This window comes from Corticibacter populi, from assembly GCF_004217315.1.
In the GTDB taxonomy this organism is placed as follows: domain Bacteria; phylum Pseudomonadota; class Gammaproteobacteria; order Burkholderiales; family Burkholderiaceae_C; genus Lampropedia; species Lampropedia populi.
This window is the reverse complement of record NZ_SGWR01000001.1, coordinates 538,147-555,028: the sequence shown is the minus strand read 5'-3', so window position 1 is coordinate 555,028 and position 16,882 is coordinate 538,147. Positions and strand designations below refer to the sequence as shown.

Annotated in this window: 19 protein-coding genes; 3 read left to right on the top strand and 16 right to left on the bottom strand. The window is 63.0% G+C overall.

Annotation, left to right across the window (positions count from 1 at the left end; all coding sequences use genetic code 11):
* Positions 1 to 86: 86 nt before the first annotated feature.
* From EV687_RS19260 to EV687_RS02415, 8 genes are all read right to left on the bottom strand, one after another.
* Positions 87 to 680, bottom strand: a complete 594-nt coding sequence (locus EV687_RS19260) for a type IV pilin protein (protein WP_162846529.1) — start codon at positions 678 to 680, stop codon at positions 87 to 89.
* Between the two features lie 130 nt (positions 681 to 810).
* Entirely contained in the window at positions 811 to 1,917 is a 1,107-nt protein-coding gene (locus EV687_RS02445) for a type II secretion system F family protein (RefSeq protein ID WP_122226284.1), read from the bottom strand.
* The gene (locus EV687_RS02440; RefSeq protein ID WP_122226283.1) at positions 1,914 to 3,734 is read right to left on the bottom strand and encodes an ATPase, T2SS/T4P/T4SS family; all 1,821 of its coding nucleotides are present in this window, start codon (positions 3,732 to 3,734) and stop codon (positions 1,914 to 1,916) included. The genes EV687_RS02445 and EV687_RS02440 overlap by 4 nt, the downstream gene beginning before the upstream one ends.
* Before the next feature lie 13 nt (positions 3,735 to 3,747).
* Positions 3,748 to 4,236: a hypothetical protein gene (locus EV687_RS02435; protein WP_130466418.1), complete on the bottom strand. Its 489-nt coding sequence runs from the start codon at positions 4,234 to 4,236 to the stop codon at positions 3,748 to 3,750.
* Entirely contained in the window at positions 4,223 to 5,578 is a 1,356-nt protein-coding gene (locus EV687_RS02430) for a type IV pilus inner membrane component PilO (protein WP_122226281.1), read from the bottom strand. The genes EV687_RS02435 and EV687_RS02430 overlap by 14 nt, the downstream gene beginning before the upstream one ends.
* Before the next feature lie 10 nt (positions 5,579 to 5,588).
* Complete coding sequence (locus EV687_RS02425; protein ID WP_122226280.1) at positions 5,589 to 7,400, bottom strand: hypothetical protein; 1,812 nt, start codon at positions 7,398 to 7,400, stop codon at positions 5,589 to 5,591.
* Positions 7,400 to 8,464, bottom strand: coding sequence for a PFGI-1 class ICE element type IV pilus protein PilL2 (pilL2, locus tag EV687_RS02420; protein ID WP_122226279.1), 1,065 nt, complete (start codon positions 8,462 to 8,464; stop codon positions 7,400 to 7,402). Before pilL2 ends, EV687_RS02425 begins: the two co-directional genes overlap by 1 nt.
* 286 nt (positions 8,465 to 8,750) lie before the next feature.
* Positions 8,751 to 8,924 carry a lytic transglycosylase domain-containing protein gene (locus EV687_RS02415; protein ID WP_423201059.1) on the bottom strand — a complete coding sequence of 58 codons (174 nt, stop codon included), beginning with the start codon at positions 8,922 to 8,924 and terminating at the stop codon, positions 8,751 to 8,753.
* A gap of 73 nt (positions 8,925 to 8,997) precedes the next feature.
* Here EV687_RS02415 and EV687_RS02410 point away from each other — a divergent pair, with 73 nt between their 5' ends.
* The gene (locus EV687_RS02410) at positions 8,998 to 9,294 is read left to right on the top strand and encodes a type II toxin-antitoxin system TacA family antitoxin (protein WP_122227115.1); all 297 of its coding nucleotides are present in this window, start codon (positions 8,998 to 9,000) and stop codon (positions 9,292 to 9,294) included.
* Entirely contained in the window at positions 9,291 to 9,788 is a 498-nt protein-coding gene (locus EV687_RS02405) for a GNAT family N-acetyltransferase (protein ID WP_122226278.1), read from the top strand. Before EV687_RS02410 ends, EV687_RS02405 begins: the two co-directional genes overlap by 4 nt.
* 19 nt (positions 9,789 to 9,807) lie before the next feature.
* Here EV687_RS02405 and EV687_RS02400 read toward each other — a convergent pair whose 3' ends face one another.
* The 5 genes from EV687_RS02400 to EV687_RS02380 form a co-directional block, all read right to left on the bottom strand.
* Positions 9,808 to 10,356, bottom strand: coding sequence for a lytic transglycosylase domain-containing protein (locus EV687_RS02400; protein ID WP_122226277.1), 549 nt, complete (start codon positions 10,354 to 10,356; stop codon positions 9,808 to 9,810).
* Positions 10,357 to 10,360: 4 nt separating this feature from the next.
* Positions 10,361 to 11,227 carry a hypothetical protein gene (locus EV687_RS02395; protein ID WP_122226276.1) on the bottom strand — a complete coding sequence of 289 codons (867 nt, stop codon included), beginning with the start codon at positions 11,225 to 11,227 and terminating at the stop codon, positions 10,361 to 10,363.
* Positions 11,228 to 11,237: 10 nt separating this feature from the next.
* Positions 11,238 to 11,714 carry a hypothetical protein gene (locus EV687_RS02390; protein WP_122226275.1) on the bottom strand — a complete coding sequence of 159 codons (477 nt, stop codon included), beginning with the start codon at positions 11,712 to 11,714 and terminating at the stop codon, positions 11,238 to 11,240.
* Positions 11,715 to 11,839: 125 nt separating this feature from the next.
* On the bottom strand, positions 11,840 to 12,571 hold the full coding sequence (locus EV687_RS02385; protein WP_242612429.1) for a DsbC family protein: 732 nt from the start codon (positions 12,569 to 12,571) through the stop codon (positions 11,840 to 11,842).
* 10 nt (positions 12,572 to 12,581) lie between these two features.
* Positions 12,582 to 13,046, bottom strand: coding sequence for a PH domain-containing protein (locus tag EV687_RS02380; protein ID WP_242612427.1), 465 nt, complete (start codon positions 13,044 to 13,046; stop codon positions 12,582 to 12,584).
* A gap of 153 nt (positions 13,047 to 13,199) precedes the next feature.
* Here EV687_RS02380 and EV687_RS02375 point away from each other — a divergent pair, with 153 nt between their 5' ends.
* Positions 13,200 to 13,442: a hypothetical protein gene (locus EV687_RS02375; RefSeq protein WP_130466417.1), complete on the top strand. Its 243-nt coding sequence runs from the start codon at positions 13,200 to 13,202 to the stop codon at positions 13,440 to 13,442.
* Between the two features lie 34 nt (positions 13,443 to 13,476).
* Here EV687_RS02375 and EV687_RS02370 read toward each other — a convergent pair whose 3' ends face one another.
* The 3 genes from EV687_RS02370 to EV687_RS02360 are packed head-to-tail and all read right to left on the bottom strand — an operon-like array spanning position 13,477 to position 16,879.
* Positions 13,477 to 15,144, bottom strand: coding sequence for a conjugal transfer protein TraG N-terminal domain-containing protein (locus EV687_RS02370; RefSeq protein ID WP_122226273.1), 1,668 nt, complete (start codon positions 15,142 to 15,144; stop codon positions 13,477 to 13,479).
* Between the two features lie 29 nt (positions 15,145 to 15,173).
* Positions 15,174 to 15,512, bottom strand: a complete 339-nt coding sequence (locus tag EV687_RS02365) for a hypothetical protein (RefSeq protein WP_130466416.1) — start codon at positions 15,510 to 15,512, stop codon at positions 15,174 to 15,176.
* Positions 15,509 to 16,879, bottom strand: a complete 1,371-nt coding sequence (locus tag EV687_RS02360) for an integrating conjugative element protein (protein ID WP_122227111.1) — start codon at positions 16,877 to 16,879, stop codon at positions 15,509 to 15,511. Before EV687_RS02360 ends, EV687_RS02365 begins: the two co-directional genes overlap by 4 nt.
* Positions 16,880 to 16,882: the final 3 nt, after the last annotated feature.

Here is a 16,882-nt window from a genome sequence, read left to right as displayed (position 1 = left end):
ACATGGGCCAAACTCCGGTGGCAAGGCCAGCCCCGGTAAAAACCGGAGCCGGCACGTTGAAGGCTTCAGGGCCTGCTGGCCTGTGATCAGCGGAACGTGAAAATCATGTTCGCGCCGGCGGCGACACAAGCCGTGCGGGCGTTGGCCACGTTCAGGCTGGTGGTGGCTGTCTTGACGGACGTGGAGCCGATCGTGATCGACTCAGCGGCCTTGCTCATCTGCGAGGCCAGTTCCGGGCAGGCCTTTTCGTGGACGCTGGCGAGCTGGATGGCGAAGGTGGCGCCCGAGGTGCCGCTGATGGTCACGTTCTGCGGAGCCAGGCCGGGAGCGGCCATCGAGTGGGTGACGGTGTTGCCGGAGACGTTGAAGCTGGTGTTGCGCAGGTAGGCGGCCAGCGTCGCGGTGGTCACACCGGAGTAGGGCGTTGCGGTGGTCACGCCGGCTGCCGCCGAGCGAATATCGGATGCGGCCTTCTGCAGATCTTTGGCGCCGGTGTTGGCCCGGCCAGAGACGATGTAGTCCTGGATAAATGGAATCGCCAGCACCGCCAGGATGGCGATGATGGCCAGCACAACGCCCAGCTCGATGAGCGTGAAGCCGCCCTGGCGGTGCATGGCGCGCAGCTGCTTGACGTCGCCCTTGAGTGCGGTGTTGATGATGGTTGCGGTGGATGCTTTCATGATGTTCACTGGATGGTTGGTTGGAAAACTGAAGAAATCGGCAAGCTCATGACGACCTGTGAATCAGGCAATGAGCCTTTGCAGAGATGAGGGGATGGGTGGCGTTTGCTCTGGTCCTGCGGCTCCTCCCTCACTGCTGGTAGACGAGCTTGGTCGAGTCGACCAGCTCGTTGATCGTGGAAATCGTCCAGCCGGCAATGCCAGCCATGGTCAGCAGCATCACGGCCAGCAGGGTGATCTGCAGGATGCGGGCGCGGATCCTGACGGCGCCATTGATCTGGCCCTCCGTGCGCAAGCCGGCTTTCTGCAGGCCTTCGTCGAGGCTGCGCGCCTGGGCGATGTCATAGAGGTAGAAGAGGGTTTCCCGATCGAGCAGGCCCACGTCCAGGACTTCCACCTGGTCATGGCCTTGCTGGAGGTTGTCGAGGATCTGCGCGCAGTACCACTGCATCCAGGGCGAGGCCTCATTCGAGATGGCCTGCACGCCCTCGGCCAGGGTCATGCTGTTGCCCGTGCGCTTGCGGATGAGCGCGGCCAGGGTCGAGACGAACATGGCACCTCGGAAGTCGCGGCTGAGCCGGTAGACGATGAGACGCTGGTCGAACCAGGCACGCAGGCGGCCCCGCCAGTTCGGCAGGGACCAGCGAAACGCCAGCATGCCCACTGCCACGACAACGCCGGCGCCGATCAGGTAGCCTGGCACTGCCTCGGCAAACCGGGCCATGGCCTGGGTCTTCTCGCCGTAGAAATCCGGCGGGACGAACTCGAAGGTGCTCGAGAGCTTCGGCCAGATGAAGGCCGGGATGGCCACCAGCGCGACAAACACCAGGGCGATGGCCAGGACACCCACCAGCATGATGGACTTGAAGGTCTTGCCAGCCTCGTCCATCACGCGGGTCATGCGGGCGACTTCCTTGAAAGCCTGGGCGAGGGCGCCCACACCGCCATGTTCCACCACCGAGCCGATGACCATCATGTCGGCCTCGGGCAGCGTGCCGCGCCAGGTTTGCACCAGGTCGGCCCCGCTTTCGAGGTAGCGCTCGGCCCAATAGGCCGAGAGGACGCCTCGGGGCTTGCCGGCGTAGCGTTCGACGTCCTGGTTGAAGATGTCGATCATCAGCACGCGCCCGGCACTGTCGGTGAGCAGATCTCCCAGGTACTCATAGTAGGCCGCACGCTGGCGGCGGAATCGCCTGGCGGCGCGCTGTACGCGCGAGAAAGCGCCAAAGACACTCATGCCTCACCTCCAACCAGTTTGAGGGATCGCGCTTCGCGCTGCCGCGCCCTTTTTTGCTGTTCGCGCTCAAGCTCCACCGTGGCAAACGCCTTGAAGCGCGGCTCGATCTCCCGCGGATCGATGAGACCCTGGCTCGCCTTGTAGATGGCGCACTCCATCGCCGACTTGCCGCGCATGTCCGGATCGTCAAACGCGGCCGTGCGCAAGCTCTCGACGTATCGGGTCAGCTCGACCACCTTCGCATCAAGCACGCAGGCATTGAAGTGGTCGTCAGGCTCGACCATCTCGGCGACCACCGTGCGGCCCTTGAGTCCATTGAGTTCAGGAAGGCCGGAACGCCGGCAGTGTTCGCAGCCGTGCGGGTTGCGCACGAAGATGAGCGAGTGATGGATGCCGTAGAGCCGCTCGATGCGCTCGAAGTAGGCATGCCAGTACGCGGCATCCTCGGCATCGGCTGACCACAGCGATGCCGCAGGCAGGCGGCAGTGCTGGCAGGTCACCGGCAGCAGCGCCTGGTAGATGAGCAGCTTGAGGTTGCCGGGCGTCGCCAGCACGTCGCGCCCGATGCCGATCGCCGGCGACGAGAGCCTGGCTGGAATGCCCACGCAGTTGCGGGCATGCACGGTGGTGTAGCAGTTGCTGCCCGCCTCGATGATGTCCTGCAGCAGCGCGCCGGTCTGCGCATCGCGGATCTCGCCGATGAAGAGGTCGGTCAGCGCCGTGCGCTTGATCGTGCGCACCTTGGGCTTGAACGGGTCGGCATCCGAATCCAGCTCGCGGGTAACCGTGTTCTGGTGGAAGTGGGTGCCCGGCAGGATGTTCTCGCGGGGGTCTTCAATCGACACGACCTTGCGGGTGGGCGGAATCTGCGAGAGCAGCGAGGTCAGGGACGTGCTCTTGCCCGAGTTCACAACGCCCGAGAACACGATGGCGCCACCCTCACTGCGCATGGCTCGCTGGAACATCTCGATCTGCGAAGGCAGGTAGCCCAGCTCGGCCAGGCCCATGGGCTTGAAGCCCTGATCCACACGGGTGATCCGCATGGTGACCTGGGGGCCATCGTCACAGGCCATGCTGGCCCAGCGCAGCATGTACTCGCCCAGCTCGGGCAGCTGCAGGTAGATCTGGCACTGCTGCTCGACGCGCAGGTTGAACTCGGCGCCGTTGCCGCCATCGCTGCGCTGCCAGGCCACGCGAGCGATCGCCTCGAGCGTGGCGGTCGGCAGCTTGAATCGATCCGGCGCGACGTACTTGCCATCGATCGTGTAGCGCACTTCGCTGCGCTCGCGCCGGCTGAAGATGTTCAAGTGGACATCGGACGCCTTGTTCACCACGCCATAGGCGATGATGTCCTGGAACGACTGGAAGTAGCTCGACTTCGAGGCATCGCCATGGACTGCGCGCATGCGTCCGGCGGTCTTGCCGTCGATCTGGCCACGCGCCACCGCATGGATGAGCGGCTCGTTGCTGACGACGAACACATTGCTGCGCCCGAAGCCGTCATCGAGGTTGAACCGCTTGGCGGCCAGCAGCCGGATGGTCTCGCGCAGCTCCTCGGAATTGCGATGCCGGCTGGAGACCAGGATGATGACCTTGCGCGAACCCTTGGCGGTCTCCAGGGGACAGATGTGCTGCAGCAGCGTAGGGCTGAGGCTGATTTCGTCGGCAAGGGCCCGGTCGAACGAGACCTGCTGGAACAGCTCGGCTTCGTTGGTGATCGGTGTCTTGCTGACGATCGCGCTGACACGCTGCGGCTGGGCCACGGCAGCAGGGTTGGCCGCAGCCTTGCCTTGTGTTTGTTTCAGGAACCCGAACATGGGGGCATCCTGGTCAGCGCGTGCCGCAGAGCTTGCGCGTCTGCCCGGCCTTGGCGAGCACGACGCAGCGGTTGTCCACCGAGCGGGCCCGCCAGTCCTGGAAGCTGTCGCCGGCGGCGAGCACCACCGACACGCCATTGATGGCCACGTCGGCGCGCCAGGCGCCGGCCCGGCCGTAGATGCCCAGCAGAGAAACCTGTTCGACAGGTTTCTTTTTCTCGACAGATGGCGCTACGGGCTTGGCACCAGGTGCGTCCTGGCCGAGCGCAGCGGCCAGTGCCTTGTCGGCATCGGCGCGCAGCAGGGCGCCTACGGTAGGTGCGAAGCCGTAGCCGGGCTGCGGATGGGCTGCAACGGGAGCAGCAGGCGAAGCAGCCACAGGTATGGTCGCCGTCGCGCCTTGGGCGACGCCATCGATCGGCACCACGTCCTGCGCAGCGGCGGTGCCGTGCACCACGGTAGCCAACAGTAGGATGAAGGTGAGCGGTTTAGCGCTTGGCATAAACATCTCCAGTGAGGGTTGCTTTGAGAAGGCTGTCGATGAGGCCTGGGCGGCCGCTCTCGCGCCAGTCGGAAGGGATGGGTTCGACATCGAGGCGCAGGCTTCGCCAGGCCATGGGCACGCTGTCATCGACCAGCACGTCCACGCTGCGCAGTGGCCCGCTCAAGGTCGTGGACGACTTGAGGACAGCGAGCTGCAGCTCGTCGGGCTTGGGCACCGGCTCGCCGTTGCCGTCGACCGGAATCGTGGGCACCAACTCCTCGTAGCCGCCTTGCTCGTTGCTGCCGAACGCCCGCAGCACGCGCTGGATGGCACTGGCGCCCTCGATCTGCCGCTCCCAGACATGGGGCAAGGCGTCCAGATCCAGCACATGTCCGGCCGATGGCACCGTGATCGCGGCACTGGCCAGGTTGATGGTGGGAAACTGCACGTGCTGCCAATGGCGCGGGCGCAGCTGCTCGAATTCGGCGTTGGTCGGGTCCAGGCCCACATTGGTGACCCGTTCATAGGAGAGGGCGCAGCTCCAGGCCTCGAGGGCGGCGGCACAGTCGGCCTGGGCGAGTCGCCAGCCGGCGATGCTGGTGGGCAACTCGGCGATGGCATCACGCAGTTGCCGCAGGCCTGCAGGCCCGACGATCACCTGCTGCTGTGCCAGCTCGTCATAGGCGCGGCGCCAGACCACCGCCGCATCGACGTGGGTCGATGCGGCTGCGGCCGCATCGGTCTTGATGCGCTGCTGCAGCTGCCAGTATTGGTAGCCCTTGAACCCTGCGACACCCACCAGGGCGAACAGCACGATACCCAGCAGCGGCGCGGGCACCGAAGAGCCCACTCGCGTCAGCGGAGCCTGAGCGACGGCCGCTTGCTTGATGTCAGTGAGATCGGCAGCATGCTGCTGGATGGTCCCGGCCAGGCCATCGAGCAGACCGGGATCATTGGTGTAGACCGCGCAGGAGCCATCGACCTGGCCGAGGAAATGCTGAAGGCGTTCCCGGGCGATCTCGCCGCTGCGCACCACCTGGTCATTGCCGGCGGCCGGCGCGGCATCGATGGCGCCGCAGATCCAGATGCGCTGGTCGGCCAGGCGCACGGCTGCAAAGCCGTAGCCGGTGCCGCACAGGGCGGCGAAACCTGCCGCCAGCGAGTAGAAGGGTTCCCCCTTTGCAGGCTTGGCACGCACAGCGGCAATGCCGATGGTGTGCTGGCCAATGGTGGTGTACCAATTGGCGCGCTGCTTGCGGGCCCTGGCCAGGGCATCCTTTTTACGGTCGATGCTCTGCACGGACTGCCGCCAGTCCATGCCGGCGACGAATTGGCGCTCGATCAGCTCGGCTTTGCTCATGGGGCGCACCTCACTGCGTGATCACCGGGCGCACGACGATCAGGAACTCCTCGCGCTCGCGTGCGGCCGAGCGTGATCCACCGGCCAGAAGCGAGAGGCCTTCGGCCAGACGCCGGTCATTGCTGGAGGACTTGTAGCGGCCCATGCCAGTGAGCACCAGGACCTGGCCGGCCTTGAGGCGCACGGTGGCCTGGTCGTCCGTGCCGGAGACTTCCGGGTTCTGCACACGCTGCAGCGTCTCGCCCGAGCCAGCCGTGACTTCGAACATGTCGACCAGGTTGGTGAGCGACACGCCGAACTTGAGCAACACGGTGCCGTTGTCGAGGATGGCCGGCTGCACCACGAACTTGTCGCCTGTCGTGACGTTGTCGGTCTTCATGCCCACCGATGCGCTGCCGCCGCCGAGGCCGCTGACCGATGGCGTGGTCTCGGAGACGTAGTAGCGATCGTTCAGATTGGTCTTGCGTGCCCACTGCCGGTTGAGGGCCAGCATTTCCAGCGGACGGTGCTGAACCGAGGAGCCGACTTCGTTGAGCGCCTGGATAACGGCACTGGAGCCGCCCCAGCGCGCCACCGTGCCGCTGTTCGGATTGCCACCGGCATCGAGGCTGAGGATGCTCAGGCCGACCGAGCCGGCCGCATCGCTCGCCAGGGATGTTGGCGAGGCGATCGTGGCATTCCACTTCGAGGACAGCGAGTTGATCACCGCATTCCAGTCGATGCCGAGTTGATCACCACGCGTACTGGTGACGGAGTAGATGTCGAACTGGATGCGCACCTGCCGCTGCAGGGCCTCGTTCTCGGCCTTGGCGATCTGCCGCACCCGGCTCATCACATCCTTGGTGGTGGTCACGGCAAATCGCCCGGTGCCCTGGTTGACCGAGACGGTGCTGCCAGGTGCCGTCTGCAGCATCCCCTCCAGGGCCTTGAAGAATGAGCCGAAGGCTTCAACCGAGCCGCGCTCGGACACTTCGAACGTGCTGTTGGAGGTCGTGGATGCACCCGACTCGGAGGACGAGGCGCCGCTTTCGGTGCCGCCCGAGAGCGACATCTGGTAGTCCTGGCTGCCTCCGAAGGTCGCCAGCTCAAACGTCTCGGTCACATAGCGCTGGAAATACAGCACGCCCTCGCGGAATGAGGTCGAGAGGCCCAGCCGGTTGGAGAGCGACTCGACAAACACCTGCAGGGGGCCATCGAACCGCATCTCGATCGCGGAGAGGGAGGTGACGGCATGCGCGGCCGCTGTCGCATTCGAGAGCGCGAATGCGGTGGCATCCACGTCCAGATCCGCATCGATGCCCGCCAGCGGCGCCGGCAGCGCACCGGCTGGCTGATTGGCACGTGCGACGACACTGCTGCGCTGTGCCACGGCCGAGGCGTCCTGGCGCCCGCCCGGCAGTTCGTACACATCGGGATTGATGCGCACCGGCACGCCGGTGATGCGCGTCAGGCGCTCGGCGACCACCGCCAGTGGCACGCGTCCACCGGTGGCCACATCCTCGAAGCGCAGCGAGAAATCCTCGTAGAACACCGGAGGCAGCACCTCGTCGCTTTGCACCTCGGCGAAGCGTGCGCCGATCCAGGGGCGGCTCGCTCGCCTGGTGACAGCGGGCGAGGCCTGCTGCGCGGCCAGGGCGTCGGTGTGGGCTTTGGAGCCATGCGTCGAGTCATCGACGCGCTGAGCCAGGTCGTTGCTGACGCCAGCGGAGACTGCTGCACCGCGTTCATAGTCGGCATCGGCCTGGTGACTGACCGTGGATGCGCAGCCCGAGAGCATCGCTGTGACAACCAGGGCGGTGAGGGTCTTTCGTGGGGCCGTCATCACTGGCACTCCTTGTCTTGCTCACCGCGGCGTGTGATGCGCACCAGTGGCGGGTTGTTGGGATAGAAGCAGGCCTCCAGCGGGTATTCGCTGTGCTGGATGCCAGGCGTGGAGAGCGCGGCCGTGACCGCATCCTCGAAGCTCAGGCGCTGGTAGGAGTCGGTCGCGCCGATCAGCACGTGCTTGGCGGCATCCCACTTGACGCGGTAGCCGGCATCCTTGCCCCAGCGCAGGAAGGTCTGCGCCAGGGTCACGTCGGTGAGCAGCACGTCCCAGCGCGCTGCCGGGGTGCTGGATGAGGGTTCGGCAGAGGCAGAGACTTCACCCGAATCGGCTTGCGCAGACGCGGCAGGCGGAAATGCGGAAGTGGATGTCGCTGATGCCTTGGCAGGGACAGCAGAAATCGCCGAGCTGGTGGGGGCTGCGGACGTTGACGCGTTGCTCGCAGCGACCGGGGCTACGGTCACAGGTTCAGCCGATACAGATGAGGCAGCTGAGGCAGGCACCGGCACGGCGGCCACAGGCGCTACTGCCGGCAACGGCGTGGGCAGTGAGGCAGACCCGATCGGGGAGGGCGGCTCGACGAAACCGACGACGCGTTGCGGCGCGTTGATGACGAGCTGCCATTCGGTGCCCAGCAGCGTGTGCAGGATCTGCTCGACGGTGTATGGGCCCAGGGTGCGCTGCGATTCTGGCAGTGGCAGACCCCGGAAACGCTGCTGCTCAACGGTGGTGGGCAGGGCCAGCGAATAGCCGCTCCTCATCAACGTGTAGTCGAGGGCGGCTTCGATGGTGCGCACGTCACGCGGATAGGTGATCTGCACAACCGCCTGCAGTGGCTCGACCACCCCGGCATCGGGGCGAGACTCTGCCGTGGTGTAGCGGCTCACGCGTTGCTGCGGTGCTGGAGCCTCCTGCCGCTGCGCCTGCGGAGCAGGTTGATGCACGCTGTACGCGCCATCGGTGGCGTTGGGATCAAGACTGACGCTGTTGCAACCGGTCAGGGTTGCGACGACCAGCGCGGCGATGGATGCTTTGGATTTGAGTGAGTGGCTTGGCGCCATGACAACTCCCGACAGTTGGACAATGGGTCATCCCGAGCCAGGCGAGCGGTGTTGCAATCAATGCGCGCGATGGGCCGGACCTCGGATGCACAGGTGTGCATCGCCAGTGCCTGCCAGTGTTGCAATCAGAGAAAACTGTCTCAAGCCGAAACCCCGTTGCACGTGCGAGGGGGTTTCGGCTTGACAAGCGGATTGCATTCGTATAAGTGATTTACGCGACGATTTCCTCGCGCCTTCAGAAAAGGAAAACCCGGCCGAGCCGGGTTCTGAGGGGGTGATGACTAGGTCAGCGTGCGCTGGCCAACTGCGCGTCCACCAGCGCGAACTGGCGATACAGGGCCAGCACCTTGACCACATACTGCTGCGTCTCGCGGTAGGGTGGAATCCCTTTGTGCCGGCGCACGGCGCCGGGCCCGGCGTTGTATGCGGCCAGTGCCAGCCGCCCGACGTTTAACTCCAAGTATCTTTGCCCTTGATATGTACGGCTATTTGCCGGATAATTTTCAACAGTAGATTCTTTGGAGGAACACGCCATGCCCGCAGCCAATATCGCCCCATCCATCGCCAGGCTGGAGGCCAGGATTGCTCCTGCGTCACACCAGACGATTAAGCGTGCTGCAGAGATTGAAGGCCGCACGGTGACCGACTTTGTGGTTTCGGCGGCCCTGCATGCCGCACAGCGCACCATTGAGCAAGCCGAAGTCGTTCGCCTCTCCGTGGAGGACCAAAAAAACTTTGCCCAAGCACTTCTCTCACCACCTGAGGCAACGCCTGCGCTAAAACGTGCCTTTTCCCGGCGCCGAAAGCTTATTGGGAACCATGCCGAATGAGTTCTGCGCGCTACCAGGTCGTCAAACTTGATCCAGGCCATGCACGCCAGGCGTTTAATAGCCAGTCTCAGCCCCTGAATCGCTATTTGCGTGAACAGGCCAGCCAGGACGTCCGGCGCCGTGTGGCCGCCTGTTTTGTGGCGCTGACCAGCGACCAGCGCATCGCGGGCTATTACACCTTGGCTTCGGCCAGCATCCTGCTGAGAGACCTTCCGTCTGCCATTACCAAGAAGCTGCCTCGCTACCCGACAGTGCCAGCCGTCAGGATGGGACGCTTGGCCGTTGATCAAGCCCATCAAGGAGAGGGCCTGGGAGCGGCACTGCTTGCAGACGCCCTTGATCGATCTTGCCGATCGGAAATCGCCTCATATGCAATGCTTGTCGATGCAAAGGACGAATCTGCAGCGGACTTCTACAAGCATCACGGCTTCATTGCAATGAAAGATGAGCCGCTTACTTTGTTCCTGCCTCTGACGACTGCGCTTTCCCTGTAAATGGGGCGGTGGTCGCGGCTCAGCGTGCACTCGCCAACTGCGCGTCCACCAGCGCGAACTGGCGATACAGGGCCAGCACCTTGACCACGTACTGCTGCGTCTCGCGGTAGGGTGGAATCCCTTTGTGCCGGCGCACGGCGCCGGGCCCGGCGTTGTATGCGGCCAGTGCCAGCCGCCAGTCGCGGAACTCGACGTACATCTGCCGCAGGTATGCGGCGCCGGCCGAGAGCGATACATGCGGGTCATAGAGGCGGGTATGCGGATCTGCAACACCCATGCCCTTGGCCGTGGAGGGCAATACCTGCGTCAGCCCACGCGCATCCGCATGCGAACGGGCCTTTGCGTTGTACTGGCTCTCGGTCGCTACCAGGGCCTTGAGCAGCGCCGGCTCCAGTCCGAAGCGCACGGCCGTTTCACGGATGGCTGCTTCATGCTGCCAGTAGTTTTCGATCACCTGTGCGCAGTGCCTGGTTTGCACCTGGCCGCGCAGGCAGCGGGTGGTGCTGTCGGCCTGGACGTTAAGCGCTGCAGCGATCAGCGCCAAGGCAATGAAACATCTTTTTCTCATGGCGTCAGAGAAATGTACCGACACACGCGACGAAGGATATTGCAATCGTCCCCATGAATATCACCTGCTTGAATTCCGGGAGCGTCAGAGCACCGCGAGAATATCCACGCCAGCTATTGATCATGGCTCCGGCAATCACCATGGCCGTCAATGAGAGCAGCGCCATTTGCAGATAGAGCTTGAGTTTTGCCGAATCAACACCGGAACCTGTATCGAAATTGCCATCGTATGTTCCAGAAAATGCCGAGCCGCCATATCCTGCTCCAATGCCGTTTGTAGAACTGCTCGCTCCCGAGGCAGTCGATCCACTCGCATTGCCGGCGATATGGTCTGCCATGTCGCAGATCGTCGTTCCATTGCGGTCGGCAAAACCGCTGCAGCTGCCCGAGCGGATCATCGAGCCGCAGTTGCCGATGCCGAGCTGCACGCATGCGAGTACCAGGTCGCCGGTCACCGGCCTGCCATCGAATGTGTCCATGCCGGCGAGCGTATTCGGATTGCGTGTTGCCAGCGCCGACGACATGATGGTCGACCAGGCATTGACCTGGTCCTGCAGGGATAACTGTTGGAACTCTGCGGTCGTGTAGCCGCTGGCACGGATGTTGGCCGTGTTCATCTGCAGCACGCCATAGCAGCAGCTGCCGTTGTAGATGTCGGTGCGGCCGCTGCTCTCGAACATGGCAAGGCGCCCGACTGCATCGGCATTGTCCTTGAGCCAGGCTGATGCCGTGCTGCTGTTGCGGATCGCATCCGCGACCTGCGCGGCGGTGACCGTGGCTGCGATGGCCAGGCCAATGAACAGGTAGCCAAGCCAGCCGAAGGCCGGCTTTGCAAGCCGACGACGGATGGGGGAATGAGAAAGCGTGTTCATGCGCTCACCCTCACGGCTTGATGGTCACGCTGCGGTCGCACGCCGGTACTCGCAGACCATGCTGAATGACGCGGAAGTAGGCCGTGCCGGTTTGCTCATCGAAGGCGTACTCGGTGTGGTTGAGCTGCGCAGGATTGTTCTGGTCATCCGAGTAGAGAAAACAGAACTCGGTCAGCTGTCGTGTCACGGCCTTCGAGTCGGGACCATAGCGGGTGATCCTCAGCGGGCATTGCACGTAGATGTCCTCGGCCGAGCGGCTGTTTTCCGCCGGCGGGCACAGACCGAGGGCGTGCATGCTGGAGAAAACCAGCTGCTGGCCCTGCAGGCTCGCCACGCCGACCAGGACAAAGCCGGGCAATGCCGGTGCGCTGGCTCGTTTTGCTGGCAGCGCGGCAATCTCCTGCGACCAGATGCTGCCAGCCAGGCCAAGCTCCGCACGCGATGCTGTGCCCTGGAACACCGCCGAGTTGAAGACAGCCAGGCTCATGGGTTGCCAGGACAGACCCGCAGGCAACGCTGCCTGTGCCCATGCGGAAAGGGGAATAGAGCCGGACAACACCAGCGCTAAGGCCATGGCTACGCGCCGGAGAACGGGGAAGATTCCTATCATGCTCACTGCCTCCTGCTTTGGTCGATGGCTTCGATGAACTGTTCTGGTGGCGTCGCGCCCACCAGGCGCGTGCCGTCGAGCAGCACCACGGTGGGCGTGCTGTTGATGGCGTGCTGCTCGCCGACCTTGAGGATATCGACCAGGCCGGACACGTCGCATGATTCGGTGCCCTCGGGCCTGACGCCATTCATGATGGCGTGCCATGTGCCAGCGCGATCGGGTGCGCACCAGCCAATGCGCGCCTGGCGCGCTGACTCGGTCGGGTGGATCACCGGGAACGGGAAGCGGTAGATGGTCACGTCATCGAGCTGGTCGATGAACTTCGTGAAGACCTGGCAGATCGGACACTGGCTGTCCTCGAAAACAGCGAATGTGCGGCTGCCGTCGCCACGCACCTCCTTGATCGCCAGCTGCAGTGGCAGGGATTCGAAGGGGATGCGGTTCATGTCGCGCAGCCGGGCGTCGGTGAGATCGCGCTTGTCCTGCATGTCGACCAGTCGTGCCTCGAGAAATGCATAGCGGCCACTGGCGTCGGTGTAGAACACGTCCGCGTCCGCGACCACCTCGAATATTCCAGGCACAGGTGTCGTGTGTACCGAATCGACATGGACGTCGCTGTGCTGCGCGATGGACGTCTTGATGGCCTGGGCAATGTCAGACGGGGCAAGGGCCTGGCCCAGCACGCTGGCGGCGAGCATCAGCCCTGCCATGCCCATGCTTTTGCGATAACGCATAGTTGTCCTTTCAGTGATCGAATGCGCGCACGCCCTTGAGCACTCGGCAGCGCTCGACGGCATCGCGGATGAGGTTGGCCACGGCCTGCGGATTGGCAATGGCATTGATGGTGAGTTTCGGCGTCGTAGCGTCCGTGCTGGAGATCACCACACGGCCACGACCGAACACCGTCAGCAGCAGCGTGCCGCTGACCGAGAGATCGAGGACGCGATACAGCTCCAATGTCTCGATGTGCTTGACGATGATGCCGCTCTGCACCAGCAGGCGCTGGTCTGTCAGCGTGTAGCGAGTCGTGGCCGAACGCAGGTAGCGGTAGACCGCGTACAGCACCGGCACGAGCAGCCAGAACGTGAGCAGTGCCAGGATGAACACGCCGGCGTTGGCCGCCTGGCCCTCGGATTCACTCCACAGCAGATCTTGCTCGCGCACATGCCGTGCCGGGCCCGGAGTCATGCTTGCCTGTTCCAGATTCACATTGGTTCTCCTGAAAAGTTAAGTCCTGATGCACTGTATGCATCCGCCCAAGGCGATGCCATGCGAAATCCGGTGGAACGTGTGAGGGGGTTTCGGCTTGACAATGTCAACCAAACCGAATAGCCTCCGTTGTCAGGTATAGAGGTACACACCATGCAAGCAATCCGCTCACAAGTTCAAGTAACGAAGAAGAAATCGCTTCTTCGTATTGGTGCGCGCATGTTCGGTGCATTTTGTGATGCTGCATTGGATGATTTTCATGTGGGTAATGAATCCAAAAAAACCGAGTTGATTGAAGGCCCACGACTTCATTATAAATTTGATGGTCGAGATGATTATTTGCATATCGGTGAACTGGAAAGGCAAGCAGCAGAGGCTTGGACAAATTTAAAATAACACTTATTTAAAGAGCAGCCTAATGGCTGCTTTTTTATAGTTTCTTTGCGACAGCGGAGCCAGTCTTACCAATAAGTTTCGCCCCACCTGCTCCAAGTCCTCTTCCAGTTGCATCAGCACTTTTCATTGCTGGGCCAAATGCTTCTCCAACTCGTGCTCCAACCCACGCCATCATCCCTGTCCATACCATCGGGAATCCAATGAACATCACCAGCATCAGGATGTTCAGGAGAATGCGCTTTTCGCCAGGCATGCTGCCGTCCTCAAATGTTTGAATCAGGTTGTTGACGACGTAGGTGGCATTCGCCTGGCCATCTTGAGGGAACATGGCAGCCATCAGGCGTGCATCGATCCAGAATGCGATTTCCCACATGGCCGTCCACAGCTTCACGGTGAGGATGGCGATCGCTCCGGTGAACATGATGCGGACATCGAAGCCCGAAAGAAATGTGACCATCGGCAGGAACATGTACAGACCCAACAGCACGATGGCCTGAACCATCGGCAGCATGCTCATCAGGAACTTCATCGTGCCGGCAGCGGTGAGGCCTTCCATGAACATCTTGGGGGAGCCGGCCAGGCCTGTGAGCCATCGCCCAGCCTTGGTGTACCAGGCCAGTTCGTCACTGCCTTGTGTCAATGAGCCGATGTTGTTCACATACTGCGGATTGGCCTGGTTGGTGATGTGCTTGGCCAGCAGGTCCAGCTCATCTTCGGATGAGATCGAGAGCCTGAAGTTGGTCAGCAGGCCGCCGCCATTCTTGAACCCTGACTTGACCATCTTGGCACGCAGGCCGTGGTCCGAATCCAACCACCATTCATTGCAGGTCGGCCGACCCCAATCCGGGTCCATCTGCGCGCCGGTGTAGTAGGGCTGAGGGTCGCTCGAGCACTGGTGGTACTCCAGGTCCCGGCCGCAATCGACCGTGAAACCCGTGACAGGGAAGGGCGGCCGGATGGCGTCGTAAAAGCCTGCCTCGGTCGTGAACAGCTTGCTGCCCAGCCACTCCACATCCTTTGCGCCATAGACACCACTCTCGTCGGTGACGATGGCCTGTCCGGCGCTGCTGATCGTGGCAGGATCACTGCTGAGAAACTTCGATTTCGCGGGGTAGAAACAGGCCGCCCGGAAGGCCTGCATTTCCTGGAGGATTCGAGAATCCTTCACCGTCGACGTGCGCAATGTGTCTTCCAGCTCCCGCAGGTCGCTCATGCGATCGCTCAGCGACCCCAGCACGGCCGAGTTCAGGCCAGAGCCGATTGACATCACCGCATACCACCAGGCCGGCACGTAGGTGAGCTGACCGGATGGTGAGGTGCTGTAGCTCTGGTCGAAGGCGCTGGACATGGCCGTATCGAAGGTCGTGCCAGTGCCTGAGCTGCTGACAGGTTGCGGATTGGGCTCCATCAGGGTGGGGCGTGGCTTGTAGACCAGGTTGTTCACCGTGGTGATTGGCGTGGTTGCAAAGCACAAGGTGTAGACGCACAGCGCCGTGACGACGCGCACCAGGATCGTGTCCACGATCGACTCGACGCCGGCACCTGAATCACCGCGCTCCTTGGCATCCTTCCAGGTCGAGAGAATGATCCAGATGAACGGGATCACCACCAGGCCGGTCGAGGCCACCGTGCCGGCGATGATGTTGGCGAAACCCCAGCCGTAGCCGGTGAGGAAGATTTCGAGGTAGCTGCCCACTTCCATACGATTGCCCTTGTGATTGCCCTTGTCGCTCAGAGAATGCTGAAGAGCCGCGCCGGGCCCACAACCACGATCAGGATGTAGGCGGCCAGCGCCGTCATGATCTTGGCCTTGAGGCCATACCAGACGGCACGGTCCTGGCTGCGCAGCCAACCCTTGCCGATGCACCAGTCAATGGCCGCTGGCCAGCGCACGAACAGGGCCAGCCAGGCCACTAGGTGAGCCAGGCGGAACACGTCGAAGAGGCCCTGCAGGCGCTCGTCCAGCGCGACCAGGTCAACGCCGGCGCGCAGCATCAGCATCGCCACCACCGAGAGGGCCAGGAAGGCCAGGATGGCGGCCACCAGGTACTTGAAGGCGGTCTTCATCATTGGCTGACCTTGCCGCCTTCCAGTGGCCGTGGATCGACGTACTGCGTGCCCGGCACGGCCGCTGCAGACGTACTGCGGTCGACCTGGTTTTCAAGGATGGCGAGCGCCGTGCTGCTGGTCATCTCCTTCCTGATGCGGAACTCGAACAGCAGATCCTCGATGTACTGTGTGAGACGGTCGATCTTGGTCTGCACGTCCTTGACGGCATCGCCTGCCGCCTGGACCTCGGGCAGGCTCAGGCCGGTGATCAGCACGTTGCGTGCGATCAGGGCCTTGTCCACGACGCGATGGATGGCGATCTCTTCGGAGAGCCGTCCGATGACCAGCGCCTGCTGGTCGGCTGGCATGCTCTTGATGGCCTCCATCAGCTGCGGACTGATACCCAGGCCTGGTGCGGAGATCTCCGAGAGGGTCTGCGCGCTGACCCCGCCCGATTGCTTGACGGCAGCAACGAGCTTGGGCTGAACATCCTTGAGCTCGTCCTCGAGCTTGGGACCCAGCCCGGTGGCCGTGTTGGTGGTGGTCGGCTGTGATGCCGAGAGCTTGATGGCCTGGTCGCCCAGCACTTCGGTGGTGAATGTCGAGAGGCTGTTGGCGTCCTTGAATGCACGCACCAGGCGCTGCACGCCGTGCGGCGTGTTGCGGTAGTCCGTGCTGGGCGACGTGCTCACCGGCAGATTCAGCGTGGCGTTGTAGCCAGCGACACTGATGTCCTTGATCGGCTCGATCGGATCGGTGCTGTCGCCACCGGCCAGCTTGCCGTTGACCCAGGTGATGCCCCGCTTTTGCGCGAACTCATTGCCGTTGATGTCGGCCTTGGCCTGCACCACGTCGCCGGATGCCGAAGCCTTGACCTTCCAGCTTTCCCCCTTGGCCATCTTGACCCAATCCTCGTATGGGTTCTGACCATTCCTGATCATCGCCTCCATCTCCTCGCAGCTCTTGAGCGAGGAAGCCACCAGCAGATCCGCCTTCTGCGAGAAATTCTGGAACAGCTGGTAGAGACCAGGCTGGGCCCGCTGCAGCACGTAAAGAGGCAGGGACGAGATGCCTGCCTGTATGGCTCCGCTGATCGTCGCGCCCAGGTTGGAGACGCTGTTCATCAGCGTGGACCAGGACATGCCCACGTCGAACTTGCCACAGGAGTAGTTCATCTTGAGACCCGCCGAGAGGCCGAGCCGCATGCTGTTCATGTTGCGGTTGACGGCCATGCTCGCCGGCGAGGAGCCGCCCAGGCGGTAATAGAGGTTGGATGCGGAAACCGGCTGCGCATCGGCTGCAGCCAGGTGCAAGCACAGCGCCGCTGCGATGGCCGCAAGCCGAAGCGAAGGCAACCGCGCATGGATGGAGGTGATGGTCGAAGTCATGAT